Origin of the sequence: Streptomyces sp. NPDC002838 (assembly GCF_040295365.1) — a bacterium.
Lineage (GTDB): Bacteria > Actinomycetota > Actinomycetes > Streptomycetales > Streptomycetaceae > Streptomyces.
The window spans coordinates 1-17,073 of the sequence record NZ_JBEOVF010000002.1 but is presented as its reverse complement, the minus strand read 5'-3'; the positions used below and the strand labels follow the sequence as shown (position 1 = coordinate 17,073).

The following is a 17,073-nucleotide window of genomic DNA, read 5'->3' as shown; positions in this document are numbered from 1 at the left end:
CCGCGGCTCTGCGGCGCCGCAGGGGTAGGCGTTGACGGCCCGTCGGTCGGCAGTACGGCGGCGGCGCTCAGCTCGGCGACGGTGATCTCCCGGATGTCGGCCAGAACAGGATCGCACCGCCGTCGACCGGGGGGCGCGCCGCATGATGACTGGGGATCAGGTGCCTACGAACTCAGCCCTCTGCCGCAGCCACGCGTTGTGAGCGACGAAGTCAGGATCCGTGAGGCCCCGACACGGATCGACACGGTGGAGCAGCGCGCGTCGTACCTATCAGCGTCGGATGGTTCCGGCCTGATCACCACGGCCAACTGCGGCAGGCCCATGTGTGGCGCGATGTACTCGTTCGCGTCCGCCACCCATGTCGTGGCCCACACCAGATCGCACGGTAGGGCCGCCAGCCGGGATCCGTGGCCGGGATTGATCCTGTCCAGCGGGCGTACGGGACCGGTCACGGCATCTCGACAGCCGCTCACCTCGGACGGGCCTGACTCGCTGGGACGGGGCCGGCAAACGACTGCTGCCGTCCGCCACTCCGAGACCGGAGTACCAGGCCCGACCACGAGATCTTCGCCAGAGGCGGAGTACGTGATCGCCCACAGGCGTGTGCGGGTTACCGGCGGACGCGGTGAGCGGCCGCCCGCCGGGCTGGAGACGACGTCGGACTGCTCCACCGTGTCGATCCGGATGCCGGTCACGGTGAAAGTCGAGGATAAGAGAACGGTCATGTTCGGCTACACGCACGGATACTCGGTGGCGCCGGTGCTGTTGCGGATGTAGCGCAGGTAGGCGCGATCGTCGTTGCGCGTGTTGTGCACGTAGTCGGCGACCCACTCCGGGAGCCGAGGTTCTGGTAGGACGTGGTGCCGTCCTGGAAGGCGGCTGTGGGACTGCCGCTGTTCCAGTTGCTTGCCGTGAGGTAGAAGCAGACACGGGGGGATAGGCGCATCCGTTGTACGAGTCGGCGGAGGCGGTGGGAGCCATGGCCAGGGCGGCCGAGGACAGGGCGGCGACCGCAGTGCTCACTACGGCGAGCCGGCTCTAATCGTTGTGTTCATGTCGTGTGATGCTGCAGGCGGAACGTCCGCCTCAGCAGTGCTCCTCCGGTCAACCCTCGCCCGCCGGTGTCGCTCATATCCCGCCAGATTGGAAGGGCTGCGTCGTCCCGCTGCAAGGGCCCGGCCGGCCCGCACCGTTCCCGCGTCAAGCGGCGAAAGAGCTCACCGCCTCCGGAAGCCCAGCCCACAAGGGCGGGCGGTGCACAACGCCGACGTCGTCATCCTCATCCACCGCGAAGACGCCTACGAGAAAGACTCACCCCGCGCCGGCGAAGCCGACCCCCGCGGCCGCCGAGGGAGAGCGGCGAGGTCGGTGACACCCTGCGGCCAGGCTGCGGTGAGGGCTTCGTGGGCGATCTCGACGGTGTCGTCGTCGAGGGTGAGCAGTCGGCCCGGACGAGCGCCTCCAGAACCTGGACGGTATCCCGGTGGCCGGTGGCCGGTGCTCTCCGGTTCCGCGCGCTCGCTGTGGACCACCACTGAACTGCGCGCCACGCCCGCGACGGTGGATCCCGCAGGCCTCGCTGACCTCGTTGCTGCCGCCGCGGAAGGGCGCACGCCTGAGCAGCCCGTCGTGCTGACCGGCTGACAACTGCGACGGTCCGGTGGCAGAGGGGCAGGTTGGGCGGCCAACGCCACTCCTGGTCCGCCTCCCACCGGCGATCGCGTCATACCCGGGCGATAGCGTCGGGCGCACAGCCCACGGCCTGGAAGTCGAGTTCACCGACGTCGAACACTTGGAGTTCGATCTCTGACCTGGCCGTGACGACGCGCGCTCCGACCGCAGGCCCTTTGTCGAGGCGCGGTAGTTGGCTCGGCGCGTCAGTTTGTCACCAAGATCGATCAGGCGCCGACCGTAGCGCGGGGAGCTTGGACTGAGCGCCTTCTAGGGCATTCCGGTGCCAGTTCCTGCATCACGGTGAGCGGCAGCGACGGATTGGCGGCCGCCGCTTCCACCACCTGCCAGTCGTCGTCGGTGAGGAGTTCGATGATGACCTGTGGCGGCAGGCCAGGTGGCCGACGGCTGTATGCCTGGCCTGTTGGTCCGCCAGGCCGGAGAGCAGTGCCGGGGCCTCGCATCACGGTGCTGGGCGATTTCGCGGAACGGCCGGTCGGTGTGGGGGACAGGTCGGAGATCGAGAGTGCGGCTGCGGCGAAGAAGGCGGACTTCTGCTCGTTGGAGAAGTCACGGACGCTCCTCTGTTCGGACCTGGCAGCCCGGGCCAGCGCTTGCTCGGCGTGCTGGATTGGCCAAGCTCTGTTGTGCAGGAGTGGCGCAGCGTCAGGATCTCCTGACGGTCGTCGAAGCCGCGTCCTGAGGAACGTGTACGTCTCTCCACGACCGGATGCCGGTCTCTCCTGTGCCGTGACGGCTTCGAGCCCTGCTTGGCCGGTCCGCGACGACTGCCGTCCAGGCCACGGGCTGGAGATCCCCGAAGGGCCGCGCTTGGGGTTAGGACAAGTTGTTGATCTTGCTGCGGACCTTGTCCACGATGGAGGCCGGGAGCGTCGCGTAGCCCTGGAAACTCAGGTCCTCCTGACCCTCCGTGCTGGCGATGTACGTCAGGAACGCCTTGGTGGCGGACCACGTCGCCGGCTTGTTGCCCTTGTCGCAGACGATCTCGTACGTGACCATGGCGATCGGGTAGGCGCCCGGGGCCTTGGTCGCGTAGTCGAGCTTGAGCACGAGGTCGTCATCGTCGTCGGCAACCTTGGAATCGGCGATCGCCTTGGAGGCCGTGAGGACACTGGCGTCGACCGGAGCGGGGGCGCCGGTGGCGATCGCGACCGTGGGAATGTCGCGGGCGATCGCGTAGGACAGCTCGACGTAGCCGATCGCACCCACGGTTTTCTTGACCTGTTCGACGAGGCCCGAGGAACCCTCGGCGGACTGGCCGCCCTGGGCCATCCACTCCTTGCTGTGCCCGTACGGCCAGGCGCTCGGTGCGGCGGCGCTCAGGTAGGAGGTGAAGTTGTCCGTCGTGCCGGAGGAATCGGAGCGGTGTGACGCCTGGATCGGTGTCGACGGCAGCTCGGTCCCAGGGTTGAGCTTCGCGATCGCCGGGTCGTCCCACTTCGTGATCTGCGAGTCGAAGACCTTGGCGAGTGTGGGGGCATCCAGGACCAACTTGCTGACCCCTGGCAGGTTGTAGGCGAGTGCGATCGGGCCGCCGAGCATCGGGAGGTGGACGGCCCGACCGTCGTTGGAGCAGACGCTCCCGGACTGGGTGACCTGGGCGGCGCTCAGTGCGGAGTCGGAACCCGCGAAGGCGGTTCTACCCTTCAGGAAATCGGCCTGGCCGGCACCGGAGCCGTTGCCTTCGTAGCTGATCCGGGTACCGGGGCAGGCCCGCATGTAGTTCTTGATCCAGAACTGCATCGCGAACTCCTGCGCAGTCGAGCCGGAAGCCGACACAGTGGCCGCCTTGCCGCACTTGACATCGCCGGCACCCGTGGTGGCGGGCGAGGCAGCCGTGGGCGATCTGCCGGAGGGGGAGTTGCCGTTCGAGCCGCAGGCCGTCAGGATCAGGGCGCCGCAGACAACCGCCGAGCCGACCGCCAGGGTGCGCAGCCCGCTCTTCCGCTGAAGCTTCACCTTTGGTGCTCCTTCCTGCAGACCGCCGTGGATCGGGTAGCGATCACGACCCTCACCTGTGAATAACCATAAGTGGCAAATGCTTCACTTTCGGTAATAAGACCTCCGATCTCGAGCGGCTACGCCGCCGGCCACCCGGATCGCCTAGCCTCGCCGTTTCGGTTGGGCGGGGCCGGTTGGGAGCGCCAAGAGCCGCTCGAGCCAGTCCCGCGTTCACCCCGATGCTCTTGCCTGAGCTGGCCAGGGCGTCGCTGCCCGTGTGGAGATTGCAGATGCAGTGAGCGGAGTGCGCGTTCTTGCCTCGTCGTCGCGGACCGCGAGCCGCCCGCGCTCGTGCCGCCGCCTCCAGGCCCAGGCGCTGAGGCTTGCTCTGCTTTCTGGCACCGGCGACCGTGACAGCTCGGCGTACCACCGACTGGCCGACGCCGGGCGGCCTGTCAGCAGCTCGACGCGGGCATGGTTCAGGGCGAGCCAACCCCAAGGCCGCGCGGTCCGGGCGGCGATCAGTTCGTCGTACCCCCGGCGCCCGACCTGCAGCGCCTCCGTTGGACGGATGGCTTTCGCCGGCGCCGGCACCAGTGGGGACAAGGAAGCCGCGGGGTGGGACAACAGGGACTGTTCGTCGGCCTCCCGGGTGCGTCGCACACGCCTGCTCCGCCCGCGCGACGGCTTCGGACGTCCGACCCGCCGCCAGAGCGACGCCCTTTCCCATGGCACCCCACGGCCAGGTACCGACGTCCGGTTCCTCGCCCACGCCGTCCGGCAGCTCGTCCTCCAGCAGCGTTGGCCCTTCCCCAGGCTGCTGGAGAAGGCGCGGACGACCCCTTCGACGACGCGTAGCACCGACGATTGGCGCTGACTAGGGCCCGGCGCTCTGGCCGCAGCGACCGCCCGCAGCGCAGGCTTGTGCGCCGTTGCCTTCCGTGCCGCCACGTGTACGCAGAGCACCTCTTGGCAGGAACGCATGGTGAAGACGCAGGACTCCTGGCGAGCAGCGGTCCGCAAGAATTGCATGGCTCGGTGGTCGGCAGGACGCTGGACAGATCAGCCCTGCGGCATCCGATGACGCGATGCCCGCGCAACCTCGTGCACCGTAGCGACTTGGCGAACAACCCGGCGGGAGACCGAGCGGCGGGTGATCGAGGGGACAGCCGTAGAAGGCCGAAGCCGGGGCATGACATCGGCACCTCCAGAGGAGATCACCATGGACAGTGCGACCTTGGATGCGATGCAGACCTCTCTGCGGGGGCCGGTCATAGGCCCGCAGGATCCCGAATATCTCCAGGCTCGCAGCATCTACAACGCAATGATCGACAAGCGTCCCGCCGCCATCGTGCGGTGCGCGGACGCCGCGGATGTCAGCGATGCGCTGAACTTCATCCGCGACAACGGCCTGGAACTCGCCGTCCGGGGTGGCGGGCACAGCGGTCCCGGCCTGTGCCTCGTGGACGACGGCGTCACCGTCGACCTGTCGCCGATGCGCTGGGTGCGGGTCGACCCCGCCGCGAGGACCGCCCAGGTGGGCGGCGGCAGCCAGCTCCGGGATCTCGACCACGCCACCCACGGCTTCGGCCTCGCGACTCCCACCGGCATCGTGTCGATGACCGGCGTGGGGGGGGGGGCCTGACCCTCGGCGGTGGCCATGGATACCTCACCCGCAAGTACGGTCTGACGGTGGACAACCTGCTGGCCGCGGACGTCGTGCTGGCCGACGGCAGCTTTGTCACCGCGAGCGAGACCGAGCACCCGGACCTGTTCTGGGCCCTGCGCGGTGGCGGCGGCAACTTCGGCATCGTGACCTCGTTCACCTACCGGCTGCACCCGGTGGACACCGTCGGGGTGGGAATCACCGTGTGGCCGGTCGACCACACCCGGGACGTGCTCACGTGGTACCGCGACTTCCTCCCGCAGGCCCCCGAGGACATCTATGGCTTCTTCACGCTCTTCACCATCCCGCCCGGCCCGCCCTTCCCCGAACCGCTCCACGGCCAGAAGGTGTGCGGCATCGTGTGGTGCCACACCGGTGACCCGGACCGTACCGAGGACGCCCTCGAGGTGGTGAACGAGCCCGCGCCGCCCGCCTTCCACTTCACGGCACCGATGCCCTATCCCGCGTTGCAGAGCATGTTCGACGAGCTGATCCCCACCGGGTACCAGTGGTACTGGCGCGGCGACTTCTTCGACCGTATCCCGGACCTCGCCGTGGACGTGCACCTCAAGTACGGCGAGAACCTCCCCACCCCGCTGTCGCTGGTGCACCTCTACCCGGTCGACGCGGCCGCCCACCGGGTGGCCCCGGAAGACACCGCCTGGAGCTACCGGGACGCCGTCTGGTCCGGCGTCTTCGCCGGCGTCGACCCTGACCCTGCCAACGCCGAGACCGTCAAGCAATGGTGTGTCAACTACTGGGAGGAGATGCACCCCTACTCGATGGGCGGCTCATACGTGAACTTCATGGGGCAGGGTGAGGACCAGGAGCGGGTCCGGGCCACCTACCGCGACCATTACGACCGGCTCGCACAGGTCAAGCGGACGTACGACCCGGACAACCTCTTCCACGCCAACCAGAACATCAGGCCGGCCCAGCAGCACTGACTGCCGGGACCTTGCAGTCCGCGTCCATGGTGCTTCGAGGTGCGGCGGTCCCTGCGCGCCGCTGGTGGAGCTCTGCGTGAGGCGCCGGCGTCCGCCGACACATGGCTGAGAAGGAGATCAGTGAGCTGCACCCATTCCAGGAAGTGGGCAGTGCGTTCCTTCCGGATCAGCGGCGGTCCGCCGAAGGCAGAAATGCTCCAGTGACGTGATCACCTCCAACAGATTGCCCGGGTCGCACTTCGTCTGACCGCTGACAGCCGTTCGTAGTTCCCGCCGTAGCCCTCCCACAGGAGCTGCTCCAGGTTCTGCTCCGAGTCGGCATGACGGTCCCAGGCGCCCTCGATGCCGTACAGGTGGGGCCCCACGGTTGGCGAAGGCGCCGCGGCGGCGTGTTCGGTCAGGCAGCAGAGAGGCTCGGTGACCTCAAGAGCGGCAGCAGCGCGCGCTCCCCCTCCTCGGCCGTGTCCTCACGGGCACCGGTGGACACGAGGTTGTCGCAGCAACCCGTGTCGCCCGACAGGGCGAGCCCGGCGATGCCCGTCGCCGAGACCACCCCCACGGGTGCGGTGAGCCGGTATCGCTGGGTCGCGCGGTCGAGGTCTGCCAGGGTGCAGCCGCCTTGGACGCGGACGGTGAAACCCTCGGGGCCGACGTGTCGGTGCCCGTCATCCCCGACAGGTCGACGACCGGTCCGCCGTCGCAGACGGCATGGTCGGCCGCTCCGTGGCCGCGCACCGCGGGCGGCAGCCCGTTGTCACTGGCAAAGTTAACCGAGGCGACCAAGTCGTCGTCACCGCGGCGCCGTGCCACGAGCGACCACAGACGCCGGTCGATCACGCGGCTCCAGAGCGCTCGCGCCGACTCGTGGTCCGGTCCTGGGGCAGGATGAGACACCCGTGCAGCCGCGCAGCCGTGCGGCAAAGCGGTCCAGGAGCGGCGCGGCCGCCCGCGACCGCCGGGCTTCCCGTGCTGCTCCCCACTGATCCGGGCACGCCGGTACGGGGGGAGCTTGCAGCGGCGGTCACCCTTGCGGGTGAGCATGGGGAACCCACTCGACCAGGGCGCGAGGCAGGTCGAGTGCGGCAGGACAGGGAACCAACGAACCCCCTCGGCCGGTGAGTTGAGACGTCGAACATCGCTCATTGACTGGCGCTCGACCACGTACCGGTAGGTGCCAGAGCTGTGGGGCAACCGAACGGGGGAGCCCCGCATGCACGCTGCCGGTCCAGGCTTGAGCCTGGTTCCATGAGCATCCGCCCGTGGGTGATTGTCGAGGCTCCGGACAGTCGTGGTCTTCGCCAGGTCATCGTAGGCAGCGAGACCGTAGGCAGTGCCTGGTCACTGGGCGAGCTGCGAAAGATGCTCGATCGCCTCGGTTACCCGGAAAACATGGATATGGAGGACCCGGCATCCGTGTGTTGGCGTGGAGGGGACAGCAGGACATGGCCCGACCGCGCTGGGCGAAGGCGCACGACCATTGTGCTGATGATGGCGGGAATGCTCGCATCCATGGCCCTCAATACAGTAATCGGATGGCCGGACGCAACCGGCGCGCTGACTTTTGCGCAACGAATAAGTGGGGCTCTGTTCGTCTTGTCCGGTGCGGTGCAGGGTGCGGCGGCAATCGCGGTGCTCGACTACTGGGGGAGACGACAGTTCAACAGCTCCGGGGCGGTCGTCCTGCTTGGAGCGCTTGTTGCGTTGGCCACGGACAGCCTTCTGCTGTTCATGTGGTTCGAAGAAACGGAATACACGCCCTACCTGCTGGCATTCATGCCCCTCTGGTGCTGGTCCCTGTGGGCGCTCTGGCTCCTCGTCCGCGAGAAGTCGTGGCAGAGAATACCGCGACCCAAGACATTTGCAGCCGGGGTGGTCGCTACAGCTCTCCTGACTGCCGTGAGCCTGGCGTATTCCACCATGTACCAACCCGCAGCAGCTCCCATGCATTTCATCCTGAAGGCAGAATTTGGCAGGGCGCGGGCCGACCACAGACTCCCGTTCGTTCACGTCCCGCTGAAGCTCTACATGAAAAACGCCGGAGGGATTCCGGTTTACATCATCAACAATGACTACACGGTCTATGGCAGAAATGCCAAATATTCCGAGAAAGGGGAGTGGCTGGAAGAGTGGAGAAGGAGTCTGGATGAGAAACGCGAGGAGGACGCCCATCGTTACGTTGACAAGCTGAAATACACCCCGATAAGCAGCGATCGTTTCTATCGTCCTGGTAACTGGCTTGACGTCGGACAGGAATACGCTATGGAGCGCGCGCTCCAGATCCCGAGAAGTACCGAGTTCGACACGATGAATATCGTCTTGCAGATCACATACATGAGGAAGGATCGGGGGAAGCTTGACGTAGCTCAATTTCGACGCGCGCATCGTTCGTGGAACAAGGATGAAGGCCGGTACTATTGTGCTCCTGCAAGGTGTGGGGAAGAGCTGTATTACCACGGCAGGGTGCGGCACAACAACAACCTCATCAACGTGACGCGCAGGCCGCGATACGTGACGGCAATTTGGTCTCCCGAGAAACGGCCCATCTATTCTATTTCATCATTCCACTTCGAAGGTCCGGTAGCTCGTTCGGAAGAAAAGAGGGACGTGAATAGATATGGCGCTTCGACGGCTTACGCTGATTCTGAGGTGGCCGTCACGGAATTGCTGAGTTCCTCCGGAGCCGACGGGGTCTGATGTCCTGTCTACACCGTCGCTTCAGCCATCTGGGGCCAGGTCCCTGCTTTGATCCCCTGCTGGTCGAGGTGTCGAGCCGACTGCAGGCAGTGAAGACCCGGAGTGCCAACAGTGCTGAACAGTTCGCTTGCCGGCACGAACTCGGCGAGCTTGGTTATGAGCCGTGCGACTTCAAATGGGGCATTGTCGTACTTGTTGTTCTGCAACTGGGCCAGGACGTCGAGGGAGCCGGTTCCGGATTCTTTGGCCTTCCAGTAATCCTTTACCCCTTCGGTGTCCCAGTCTGCGGGAGTCAGTTCTTGCAGGCCCCCGATGAGAACTTGCTCGGGGACGGAATCAAACACGGCATTGGTGCAGACTTCAGATGCCTTGCCGAGCGGTACGTCCGGTAGTCCCTGGGCGGAGACGGTCTCCTCCAGCTTCTCCTTCATCCGAGCGATCTCCTCGTCCAATGCTTCCTGCGCTTTGGCCCGGTCCTCCTCCGACACCCTGGGGTCGCCAGCTTCTTGCAGCGACGAACTGGCCTCATCCGTGGTCTCCGCGAGGCCTTTCCGCTCCCCATCATGAGTCTCCGGGTCGCTGATTGTGGCCGACGCGACGCCCATCGGTACCGCGTACCGGACACTCCGCTCCATGTCGCTGCTTCCCTTCAAGTTCGCGCCGTGGCTCCGCCTCAGGACGTAGTTCACCTGATTCACGATGTTGATCAGATGTACCCGCAGTTCCTGCGGCGTCGTCAGGTCGCCGATCATGTCCAGGGCGGATGTCGACCTCTGCACAGTCAGGATGGTCATGGCCCGGTCCTCGGGCGGTACGCTCGGGTCACTGCCCACCTCCAGGGCGGAAGTCACCTGTTTCACGATCCCGATCAACTCTTCCCGCAGATCATCAGGTGTCCTTGGATCATCGATCGTTTCCAGTGTGGAAACGATCTCTTTTGCGCTCCTGATGACCCCGTCCCTCTCTTGCGGCGACGTCTCCGGGTCCTCCACCTCCTGCAGGGTGGTGATCAATTGCGTCACGCTCGGCGCTAGTTCCTCAGGGGCCTCTGTCAATTTCTGGCTCAGATCTACAGTTACGTCTTCAATTTCTTCGTTCTGTTCCATGGCGGGCTCGGACACCGTTTGGTCCGGCTCTTCTTCGGGCTCGGGTGACTGATCAGTGTCCGGCGTGTCATCCGGCTCCTGCGTATTGCCCGTTGGTGTGGGTGTGGGTGTGGGCGTGGGGGTAGGGGTTGTCGGTGCCGGCGTAGTGTTCGCCGTTGGCGATGGAGGCGGTGTGGGCGTAGGAGGCGTTGTCTGAGCGGGTACGTCAGCCGTTATCTCGTCGCTGGTGTGAGGTACTGCCATGACATTTGTCAGCCCTGCCGGCAACGCAAGCGCTGTAGCCAGGACAGATGCGCTGACCGTGCGGGAAACATGTCGCCGGGTGGTTCTGGCCATGATGGTTCCAGATGCGCTTTGCGTTGTGCTGCTTGGTCCAACGCGGACTCGGCCCTTTTGCGGGCGGCGCTGCAGAGAGATTGAGATCCGGCTCGGACAACGCGAAGCCGGTATAAATCCACTCTTCACCCGCACAGCGCGGCCCGCAACGCGAACGCCTCGCCTCGGGGCAGGGCGGACCGCTGCGCTACTGGATCCGGACGATCAGGTGAAGCCACGCTCGTGGAGCGCACGACACGCTTCACCATGCTTCTGCACCTGCCACGAATGGACGGCTACGGCGTCGAGCCACGGATCAAGAACGGCCCGGCGCTGGCCGGCCGCGGCGCCGAAGCCGTGAACGACGCGATCGCCGGCACGATCACCACGATGCCCGGGCAGCTGCGCCGCTCGCTGACCTGGGACCCCGGCAAGGAGCTGGCCCAGCATGCCCAACTCCGCATCGACACTGGGCTGCAGGTCTACTTCGCCGACCCGCACCGCCCTTGGCAGCGAGGCACGAACGAGACCAATGGACTGCTGCGTCAGTACTTTCCCAAGGGCACCGACTTGTCGCGATCGCAGGCCGACGCACTCGAGGCCGTTGCTCTCGCACTCAACAACAGGCCCCGCAAAACCCTCGGTTGGAAGACACCCGTCGAAGCCCTGAACGGGCATCTACCATCGGTCCAGGAAGCGAGTGTTGCGACGACCGGTTGAGTCCGGGCAATACGTCTCCATCCGCTACGCCGACCGGCTGGCCGAGATCGGCGCCGCCGCGTCGGTCGGCTCCGCCGTGGACAGCCACGACAACGCCATGGCCGAGGCCCTCAACGGCACCTTCGAGGCCGAGCTGGTCGAGATGCAAGGCACTTGGAATGACTTGGACCAGGTCGAGCGGGCGATCTTCCAGTGGGTCACCTGGTACAACGAGGAACGGCTCCACTCCGCCCTCGACCACGCACCGCCCGCCGAGCCCGAACGCGACTGGTGGCGACAACAGGAGGCCCCCGAAGTCCGCCTGAAACAAGATCAGCGGACTCTACGAGACTCGGGGCGGCTCGGGTCGGAACATCGGTGTGCGGAGCTGAGGGGTCGGGCGATGAGTGCGGTCAACTTGGCATGGGTGGCCCAGGCGGACACCGAGCTCGCTCATGTCGTGGTGCCGCGGTCGGTTGTGTGGCGGTGCCGAGGCCGCCTCGGCCCCGGCTGGCGGCCGGGGCTGGGGCGATTCGGCACGATGGCATCGACGACGCAGATGAGAACGGGGCCCGCCCCTCGCCGGGTCGGTGCTTCTTGTAGGTCGTGACCATCCTGCCGAACAGCGGCCCGTCGACCAGGCTCCGGACGACGACGTCACGATCGGGACCGGACCAGGATTCTGTTCGGACGTCAGGGATGCCCTGGGGTTTCCTTCGGGCGACTGCGTTGGGCCGGTGTCACCGCACGGTACCTTGCGCTTGTTCCGTCGTTCGCCGCCGGTCGCAGGCACTCGATGAGGTAGTCGCCGGTGTCGGGGTCCACGGTCACGCCGTGCGTCTCGCTGCGGAATCCGGGGAAGTGGCGGTCGAACGATTCCAGGGCGGTGAAGTAGCGCAGCAGAGGGCCGTCGGGGGCGCCGACGCTCTCGCCGGGCATGAGGACGGGGATGCCGGGCGGCGTGATGGTGACCATGGCGGCGGCCACCTGGCCCGGCACGTCGACCAGGCGTACGCGATGCGTGCCGCCGCGGATCAGCCGCTGATAGCACAGCTGCGGCGGGGCGACGGGTTCCGGCAACTGCCGGAAGGCGGTGTCCAGGAGGTCGACGAGGCGGGCCGAGCGCAGATGGTCGTGCATGCCCTGGCACAGTTCGCGCAGGGTCTGGCCGGTGTAGCGCTTGGGGTGCTCGGCGACCAGCGCGGGCAGCACGCGGTCGAGGGGGGCGTCCTCGTCGTAGAGGGCCTTGAAGTCCATCAGGGCGTCGAGGAGCGTGCCCCACTTGCCCTTGGTGATGCCCATGGAGAACAGCACGAGCGTGGTGTAGCTGTCGGTCTTCTCCACGACGATGTGACGGGTGGCCAAGTAAGCGGTGAGCACCCGTGCCGGGATGCCCCACTCGGCTGTCTCACCGGTCGCATCGATGCCCGGACAGGTCAGGGTGACCTTGATCGGGTCGAGCATGCAGTAGCCGTCGGTCAGTGCGGGGAACCCGTGCCAGGAGGCGCCGGGTTCCAGGTGCCAGCAGGACGGCTCCGTGCGCAGCAGGTCGGCAGGTGCCTCGTCGAACGGCAGTCGCGTGCCGGTGCCCGGGTCGGTGACCGTCTCGGGTTGCCACACGCCGAAGAACCATGGCGGCCGGTCGCCGGCCTCCTCGATACGGCGCCGGATGCGCACCATCTCCTGGCGGAACCGGACTGCCTCGGTCACGGCCTCGTCGACCAGCCAGCGGCCCTGCGGACCGTCCATCATCGCGGTCGCCACGTCCAGCGAGGCGATCATCGGATAGAGCGGGGACGTGGTGCCGTGCATCATCAGCGTCTCGTTGAACCGGTCGTGTTCGACGGGCGCCCTGGGAGCGAGCCTGACGTGGACCATGGCACTCTGCGAGAGCGCGGCGAGCAGCTTGTGGGTCGACTGGGTCGCGAAGACCGTCGGCCGGTCAGGGCCGGGGAAGGTGTCCTCGTCCACCGACATGCCGTACCGGCCCGCGTAGAGCGGGTGGAAGCGGGCGTACGCGAACCACGCCTCGTCGAAGTGCAGCCGAGGAGTGCTGGGGGCGAACGCCCGCGCCGTCACCGAGGCGTCGTAACACAGGCCGTCATAGGTCGAGTTGGTGAAGACGGCGTACTGGGCGTCCGGCGACAGGGCCTGCCCGGTCAGCGGGTTCGCCGCGATCCGCGCGGCGACCGCGTCCGCCGCGAGTTCCGCCGGAGGCAGTGGTCCGGCCAGGCCGTAGCCGTTGCGGGTGGGGATCAGAAAGACCGGGCGCGCGCCGGACACGACCAGCCCGTGCAGCACCGACTTGTGGCAGTTGCGGTCCACCAGCGCGATCTCGTCGCGGGTGACGCTGAAGTGACCGACCACACGGTTGCAGGTGGAGTCTCCGTGCAATACGAAGTAGGTGAGGTCGGCGCCGAAGACCCGGGCCGCGTTGCGCTCCGCCTCGCCGATCGGTCCGGTGTGCTCGAACAGCGAGCCGAGTTCCTCGACGGAGATCGACAGGTCGCTGCGCAACAGCCGTTCTCCGAAGTAGTCGTGGAAGGCCCGCCCCGCGGGCGACTTCAGCAAGGCGACACCACCGGAGTGGGCCGGTGTATGCCAGGAGTACTCGTGCGCGTCGTCGAAACGGCGCAGCGCCCGGAAGAAGGGCGGCAGGACGGCTTCTCGGTACGTACGGGCGGCGGTGATGATCCGGCCGGCGATGAAGCCGGGGGTGTCCTCCAGCGGCCACACGTATCCCACGATCAGTTCCGACACCCACAGCGGCAGATCGCGTACGCCGTCGTCCGTCATGACCAGGAAGACCGGCAGATCCTGGAACCGTCGGCCGATCGAGCGCAGCACCGTCGCACCCCCCGGCTCGCCGTCCCCGCCCCCTTCGCCCGGAAGGTCCCAGGCGACCAGCGCCGCGGTCAGCCCCGCCTCTGTCCTTAACACCGCTTCGGCGTCGGCCGCACCGACCGCCCACCGGACGTCGAACCCCTGCGCTTCGATCGCCTCAACGATTCCCACCCACTGCTCTGAGCCGACCCCCTTGTCCCGAGGATGCTCCCGCACCGCGACCAGAATCCTGCTGTCCGCCATGAGACCCCCTTCCCGGCGGCCCGTACCGCCCCGGCTCAGTCTCCGAGAGACCCGATCGGGCTCGGGGGCGCGCAGCCGTAAACCACCCGCACGACGGAAAGACAGCCGCTACTGCCGGCACGGCCCGGGGCTGCAGTGGTCATCGGTGCCGAGGGAGGCGGAGGTCATGGCAGGCGCCGGCACACAGTGAGTGGTTCCTTGCCTTCACCCAGGCCCTGGCAGCCGGCCGCACCTGCCCACCCCGCCTGCCGAGGACCCGGGCCCCTTCTCCCTCGCAGGCCTGGACCAGGTCCGGTCACTGCTGCGCGAGACCGGGTTCACCGAACCGTCCTTTCGAAGCCCTCAGCGCGCCCATGCGCTTCGGCGACGACGCCGAGCAGGCGTTCCGGTTCATCGCCGGACTGCTCTGATGAGTCAGGGGGCGCCGTCAGCCGGCGTTCCCGCACTTGCCCCGGACCACAGGGTTCGGGCCTGTCAGCTTCCCCTTAGTTCGTCCAGGACCAGGCGGTAGAGCTTCGCCCACACCCTGGTCTTCGACCACTCCGTGAAGCGCCGGTGAGCCGTCACTCCCGACGGCCCGAAGGAGGCCGACGGCAACTGCTGCCACGTGCAGTCGGAGGTGGCCACGGACACGATCGCAGCCAGGACTTCCCGGTCACCACCCGCTGGAACATGCGTGGCCGACCCCGGAGCCGACGGGGTCGGCCACAGAACGAGGTCACCCGTTACTGACCTCCCGCGCCACACGCTCCAGTCGGCTCCGGTGGCCTTCCCACCATGCCTGGTCGCCTGGTGGCATGTTGTCGTTGCCCTGCAGGTACCCTACGGTCCCGTCGATGAGCTCGCGCACGATGTCGGCGTGGCCGGCGTGCCGCTGGGTATCGGAGATCACGCGCACCAGGATGTGGTGCAGTGTCACCTCTCGGCGTTCCTCCGGCCACCACGGTACGTGACCGATCGCGTCGAGTGTCAGCGCCGTGATCGTGCTGTTGGAGTGCTCCCAAGCCTGGTGATACAGCCCCACGATCTCTTCACGCGACTCGTCCGCAGTGGCCCACATCTCCGAGTTGGGTTCTGCCTCCTCCGTATACCACCAGGGCGGCGGCTCCTCGTCGAAGAACGGCCGCCCGAACGTGTCGCCGAAGTACCCCAGCTCCACGCTGGCGACATGTTTGACCAGCCCCAACAGGTTCGTGCCCGTGGGCGTCAGCGGACGGCGGATGTCGTGTTCCGAGAGCCCATCGAGCTTCCACAAAAGAGCGTCACGCGCGTCTTGCAGGTATCGGAGAAGGTCCGCCTTCGGGTTCGGTTCGATCATGCCGGGCAGTCTTCCACCCGGCACTGACAGCCCGGCTCCACAGAACAGCGAGCGACGCGCAAGCCTGGGCCTCGACCGCCTCGACCGCCTCGACCGCCTCGACCGCCGCCAGCGGGGCCGCCATGTGCTCGAGCGAGGTGAACTGCCGACCGCTCCAGAACGAGTCGCGGATGTAGGACATGGGCCGCTCGCCCCCGGTCTGTCCTTCGGATGCGAAGCTCTGGCCGGACCGACCAACGTGCCGTAGTGGGAGGCGAGTTCGGCGTACAACTTGTTGATCTTTGGGTCGTAGAGGTCCGGCTCGTTCATGCCGGTCTGGCGGGAGCCGCCCGGTAGGCCATCGGCGGTTCGCCGACCCGCGCGGTGAAGCGGCGGGCGAGCGCGGCGCGGGACACCCCCGACTTGGCCGCCAGCTCCGCGACCGTCCACGGGTGGGCCGGATCATCGTGGAGCAGGCGCAGCGCCTGGCCGACCACCGGGTCGGCCAGCGGGCGGTACCACGGGCGGCGCGTGCGCCCCGGAGCGGTCGAACCAGATCCACAGCGTGGTGACGAGCATCAGGTCCAGCATCCGGTCACGCATCACCTGCTTGCCGGGACGGCGGGGGTCGCCGACGACCTCCGCCGTCCCGGCAACCCCCGCTTCCCCGGCGATCGAAGGAGCTCTGGAACTGGTCGCCGTCGTCTCCGATGCCCAGCGCCGCAACTGGCGGGAAGCCCGTCGGTGCCTGGAGCAGCTGGCCCTCCCGCTCGCCCGGAACGCGGGGGAGGGCAACGTCCAGTGGACGGTGTTCGGACCCACCAACGTGGCGCTGCACGCGATGAGTATCGAGATGCTCGCCGGCGAGGCGACCGAAGGACTGCGCGTGGCCGATCAGGTCGATGCCCTCGCCGAGCGCCTCCAGCTCGCCGACGGCCCACTGCGGGCCGTCGGACCCTACGCCGTCGACGTCAGACAGGGCTGATCGTCAGGTTTCCGTTGGTGTGAACGAGACGTACTCCCTTGGTGGTTGTGCATTCCGCGGGGTTGTGAGGGCCGACGGTCTCGAACAGAGTGCTGTGTCCAACAAAGTCGCCTGCGATCACTGTGCCCACCTCCGTCGTGACGATGTTGCCGCCCACGATCGTGGCGGTCCGGAGGTAGCTGATCGTGCTGAACCCGTGGGTGCCGCCGTTCCAGTCGATGCCGAACTCACCATCAGCCGGCCTGAGGAGATCGGCGCAGGAACGAACCGCGTCGAACTGCGCGCCGTACGAACCAGCGGTGATCCCCTGACCGCTGGTGTCCGTGCACGGCTCAAGATTGCCGTTCACCGTGACATGAACCGTCCGCGGAGTGATCTGCAGGCCGGGACTGTAGCGGACATCCGTCGACGAGGCACAGGAGAGGGCGGCGATGTCGGCCGCTGCCGATGGTCCTGGGAAGAGGAAGATGCCGACGAGTCCGGCCACCGTGGCGGCGGCAGTGAGCATGCGCCTGCATCTGGCGATCGCTGGGAACATGGGAATCTCTCCTAGGGCCTGTGTGACGTCGTGATCAATCTTGCTGACCCGGATCCGCATGGAAGGCGGATCCGGTAGGAAGTCGGTCGTGACGCGTAGGCAACTC

10 protein-coding genes and 5 pseudogenes are annotated in these 17,073 nt (G+C 67.0%); 6 read left to right on the top strand and 9 right to left on the bottom strand.

Annotation, left to right across the window (positions count from 1 at the left end):
- Positions 1–156: 156 nt before the first annotated feature.
- A pseudogene (locus ABT063_RS02710) lies at positions 157–431 on the bottom strand (HAD domain-containing protein); the annotation flags it as partial.
- A 154-nt stretch (positions 432–585) separates the two neighbouring features.
- Here ABT063_RS02710 and ABT063_RS02705 point away from each other — a divergent pair.
- Positions 586–777 (top strand): hypothetical protein, encoded by a 192-nt coding sequence (locus ABT063_RS02705; RefSeq protein WP_351055256.1) that lies wholly within the window; start codon positions 586–588, stop codon positions 775–777.
- Between the two features lie 1,731 nt (positions 778–2,508).
- Here the strand turns inward: ABT063_RS02705 and pstS are convergent.
- Entirely contained in the window at positions 2,509–3,651 is a 1,143-nt protein-coding gene (gene pstS / locus ABT063_RS02700) for a phosphate ABC transporter substrate-binding protein PstS (protein WP_351055255.1), read from the bottom strand.
- A 1,204-nt stretch (positions 3,652–4,855) separates the two neighbouring features.
- On the opposite strand from pstS, the pseudogene ABT063_RS02695 reads away from it, so the two are divergent.
- Positions 4,856–6,246, top strand: a pseudogene (locus tag ABT063_RS02695) (FAD-binding oxidoreductase).
- Positions 6,247–6,643: 397 nt separating this feature from the next.
- On the opposite strand, the gene ABT063_RS52150 reads toward ABT063_RS02695, so the two are convergent.
- On the bottom strand, positions 6,644–6,805 hold the full coding sequence (locus tag ABT063_RS52150; protein WP_502990735.1) for a hypothetical protein: 162 nt from the start codon (positions 6,803–6,805) through the stop codon (positions 6,644–6,646).
- A gap of 686 nt (positions 6,806–7,491) precedes the next feature.
- Between ABT063_RS52150 and ABT063_RS02685 the strand changes: the two genes are divergently transcribed.
- Positions 7,492–8,940 carry a Yip1 family protein gene (locus ABT063_RS02685; protein ID WP_351055254.1) on the top strand — a complete coding sequence of 483 codons (1,449 nt, stop codon included), beginning with the start codon at positions 7,492–7,494 and terminating at the stop codon, positions 8,938–8,940.
- 8 nt (positions 8,941–8,948) lie between these two features.
- Here ABT063_RS02685 and ABT063_RS02680 read toward each other — a convergent pair whose 3' ends face one another.
- Entirely contained in the window at positions 8,949–10,046 is a 1,098-nt protein-coding gene (locus ABT063_RS02680; protein WP_351055253.1) for a hypothetical protein, read from the bottom strand.
- A 528-nt stretch (positions 10,047–10,574) separates the two neighbouring features.
- Between ABT063_RS02680 and ABT063_RS02675 the strand changes: the two are divergent.
- Both ABT063_RS02675 and ABT063_RS02670 read left to right on the top strand, forming a co-directional pair.
- Positions 10,575–11,081, top strand: a pseudogene (locus tag ABT063_RS02675) (IS30 family transposase); the annotation flags it as partial.
- The gene (locus ABT063_RS02670; RefSeq protein ID WP_351055252.1) at positions 11,065–11,670 is read left to right on the top strand and encodes an integrase core domain-containing protein; all 606 of its coding nucleotides are present in this window, start codon (positions 11,065–11,067) and stop codon (positions 11,668–11,670) included. The pseudogene ABT063_RS02675 and the gene ABT063_RS02670, both read left to right, overlap by 17 nt.
- 83 nt (positions 11,671–11,753) lie before the next feature.
- Here ABT063_RS02670 and ABT063_RS02665 read toward each other — a convergent pair whose 3' ends face one another.
- From ABT063_RS02665 to ABT063_RS02645, 4 genes and pseudogenes are all read right to left on the bottom strand, one after another.
- The gene (locus tag ABT063_RS02665) at positions 11,754–14,147 is read right to left on the bottom strand and encodes an Orn/Lys/Arg family decarboxylase (protein WP_351055251.1); all 2,394 of its coding nucleotides are present in this window, start codon (positions 14,145–14,147) and stop codon (positions 11,754–11,756) included.
- 436 nt (positions 14,148–14,583) lie between these two features.
- Positions 14,584–14,894 (bottom strand): annotated as a pseudogene (locus ABT063_RS02660) (transposase); the annotation flags it as partial.
- A complete protein-coding gene (locus tag ABT063_RS02655) occupies positions 14,866–15,465 on the bottom strand; it encodes a DinB family protein (protein WP_351055250.1) in 600 nt (199 codons plus the stop codon). The gene ABT063_RS02655 and the pseudogene ABT063_RS02660, both read right to left, overlap by 29 nt.
- Positions 15,466–15,797: 332 nt before the next feature.
- Positions 15,798–16,065 (bottom strand): annotated as a pseudogene (locus tag ABT063_RS02645) (AraC family transcriptional regulator); the annotation flags it as partial.
- On the opposite strand from ABT063_RS02645, the gene ABT063_RS02640 reads away from it, so the two are divergent.
- Positions 16,013–16,429 (top strand): hypothetical protein, encoded by a 417-nt coding sequence (locus tag ABT063_RS02640; RefSeq protein ID WP_351055718.1) that lies wholly within the window; start codon positions 16,013–16,015, stop codon positions 16,427–16,429. The pseudogene ABT063_RS02645 and the gene ABT063_RS02640 overlap by 53 nt on opposite strands.
- Here ABT063_RS02640 and ABT063_RS02635 read toward each other — a convergent pair.
- The coding region (locus ABT063_RS02635; RefSeq protein ID WP_351055249.1) for a hypothetical protein at positions 16,416–17,073 on the bottom strand (658 nt) is incomplete at its 5' end. The two genes, ABT063_RS02640 and ABT063_RS02635, sit on opposite strands and share 14 nt — an antisense overlap.

Bases quoted from the DNA above. Each gene is read 5' to 3' on its own strand.
- ABT063_RS02685 (WP_351055254.1), top strand. From the start codon at position 7,492: ATGAGCATCCGCCCGTGGGTGATTGTCGAGGCTCCGGACAGTCGTGGT.
- ABT063_RS02680 (WP_351055253.1), bottom strand. From the start codon at position 10,046: ATGGAACAGAACGAAGAAATTGAAGACGTAACTGTAGATCTGAGCCAG.
- ABT063_RS02665 (WP_351055251.1), bottom strand. From the start codon at position 14,147: ATGGCGGACAGCAGGATTCTGGTCGCGGTGCGGGAGCATCCTCGGGAC.
- ABT063_RS02655 (WP_351055250.1), bottom strand. From the start codon at position 15,465: ATGATCGAACCGAACCCGAAGGCGGACCTTCTCCGATACCTGCAAGAC.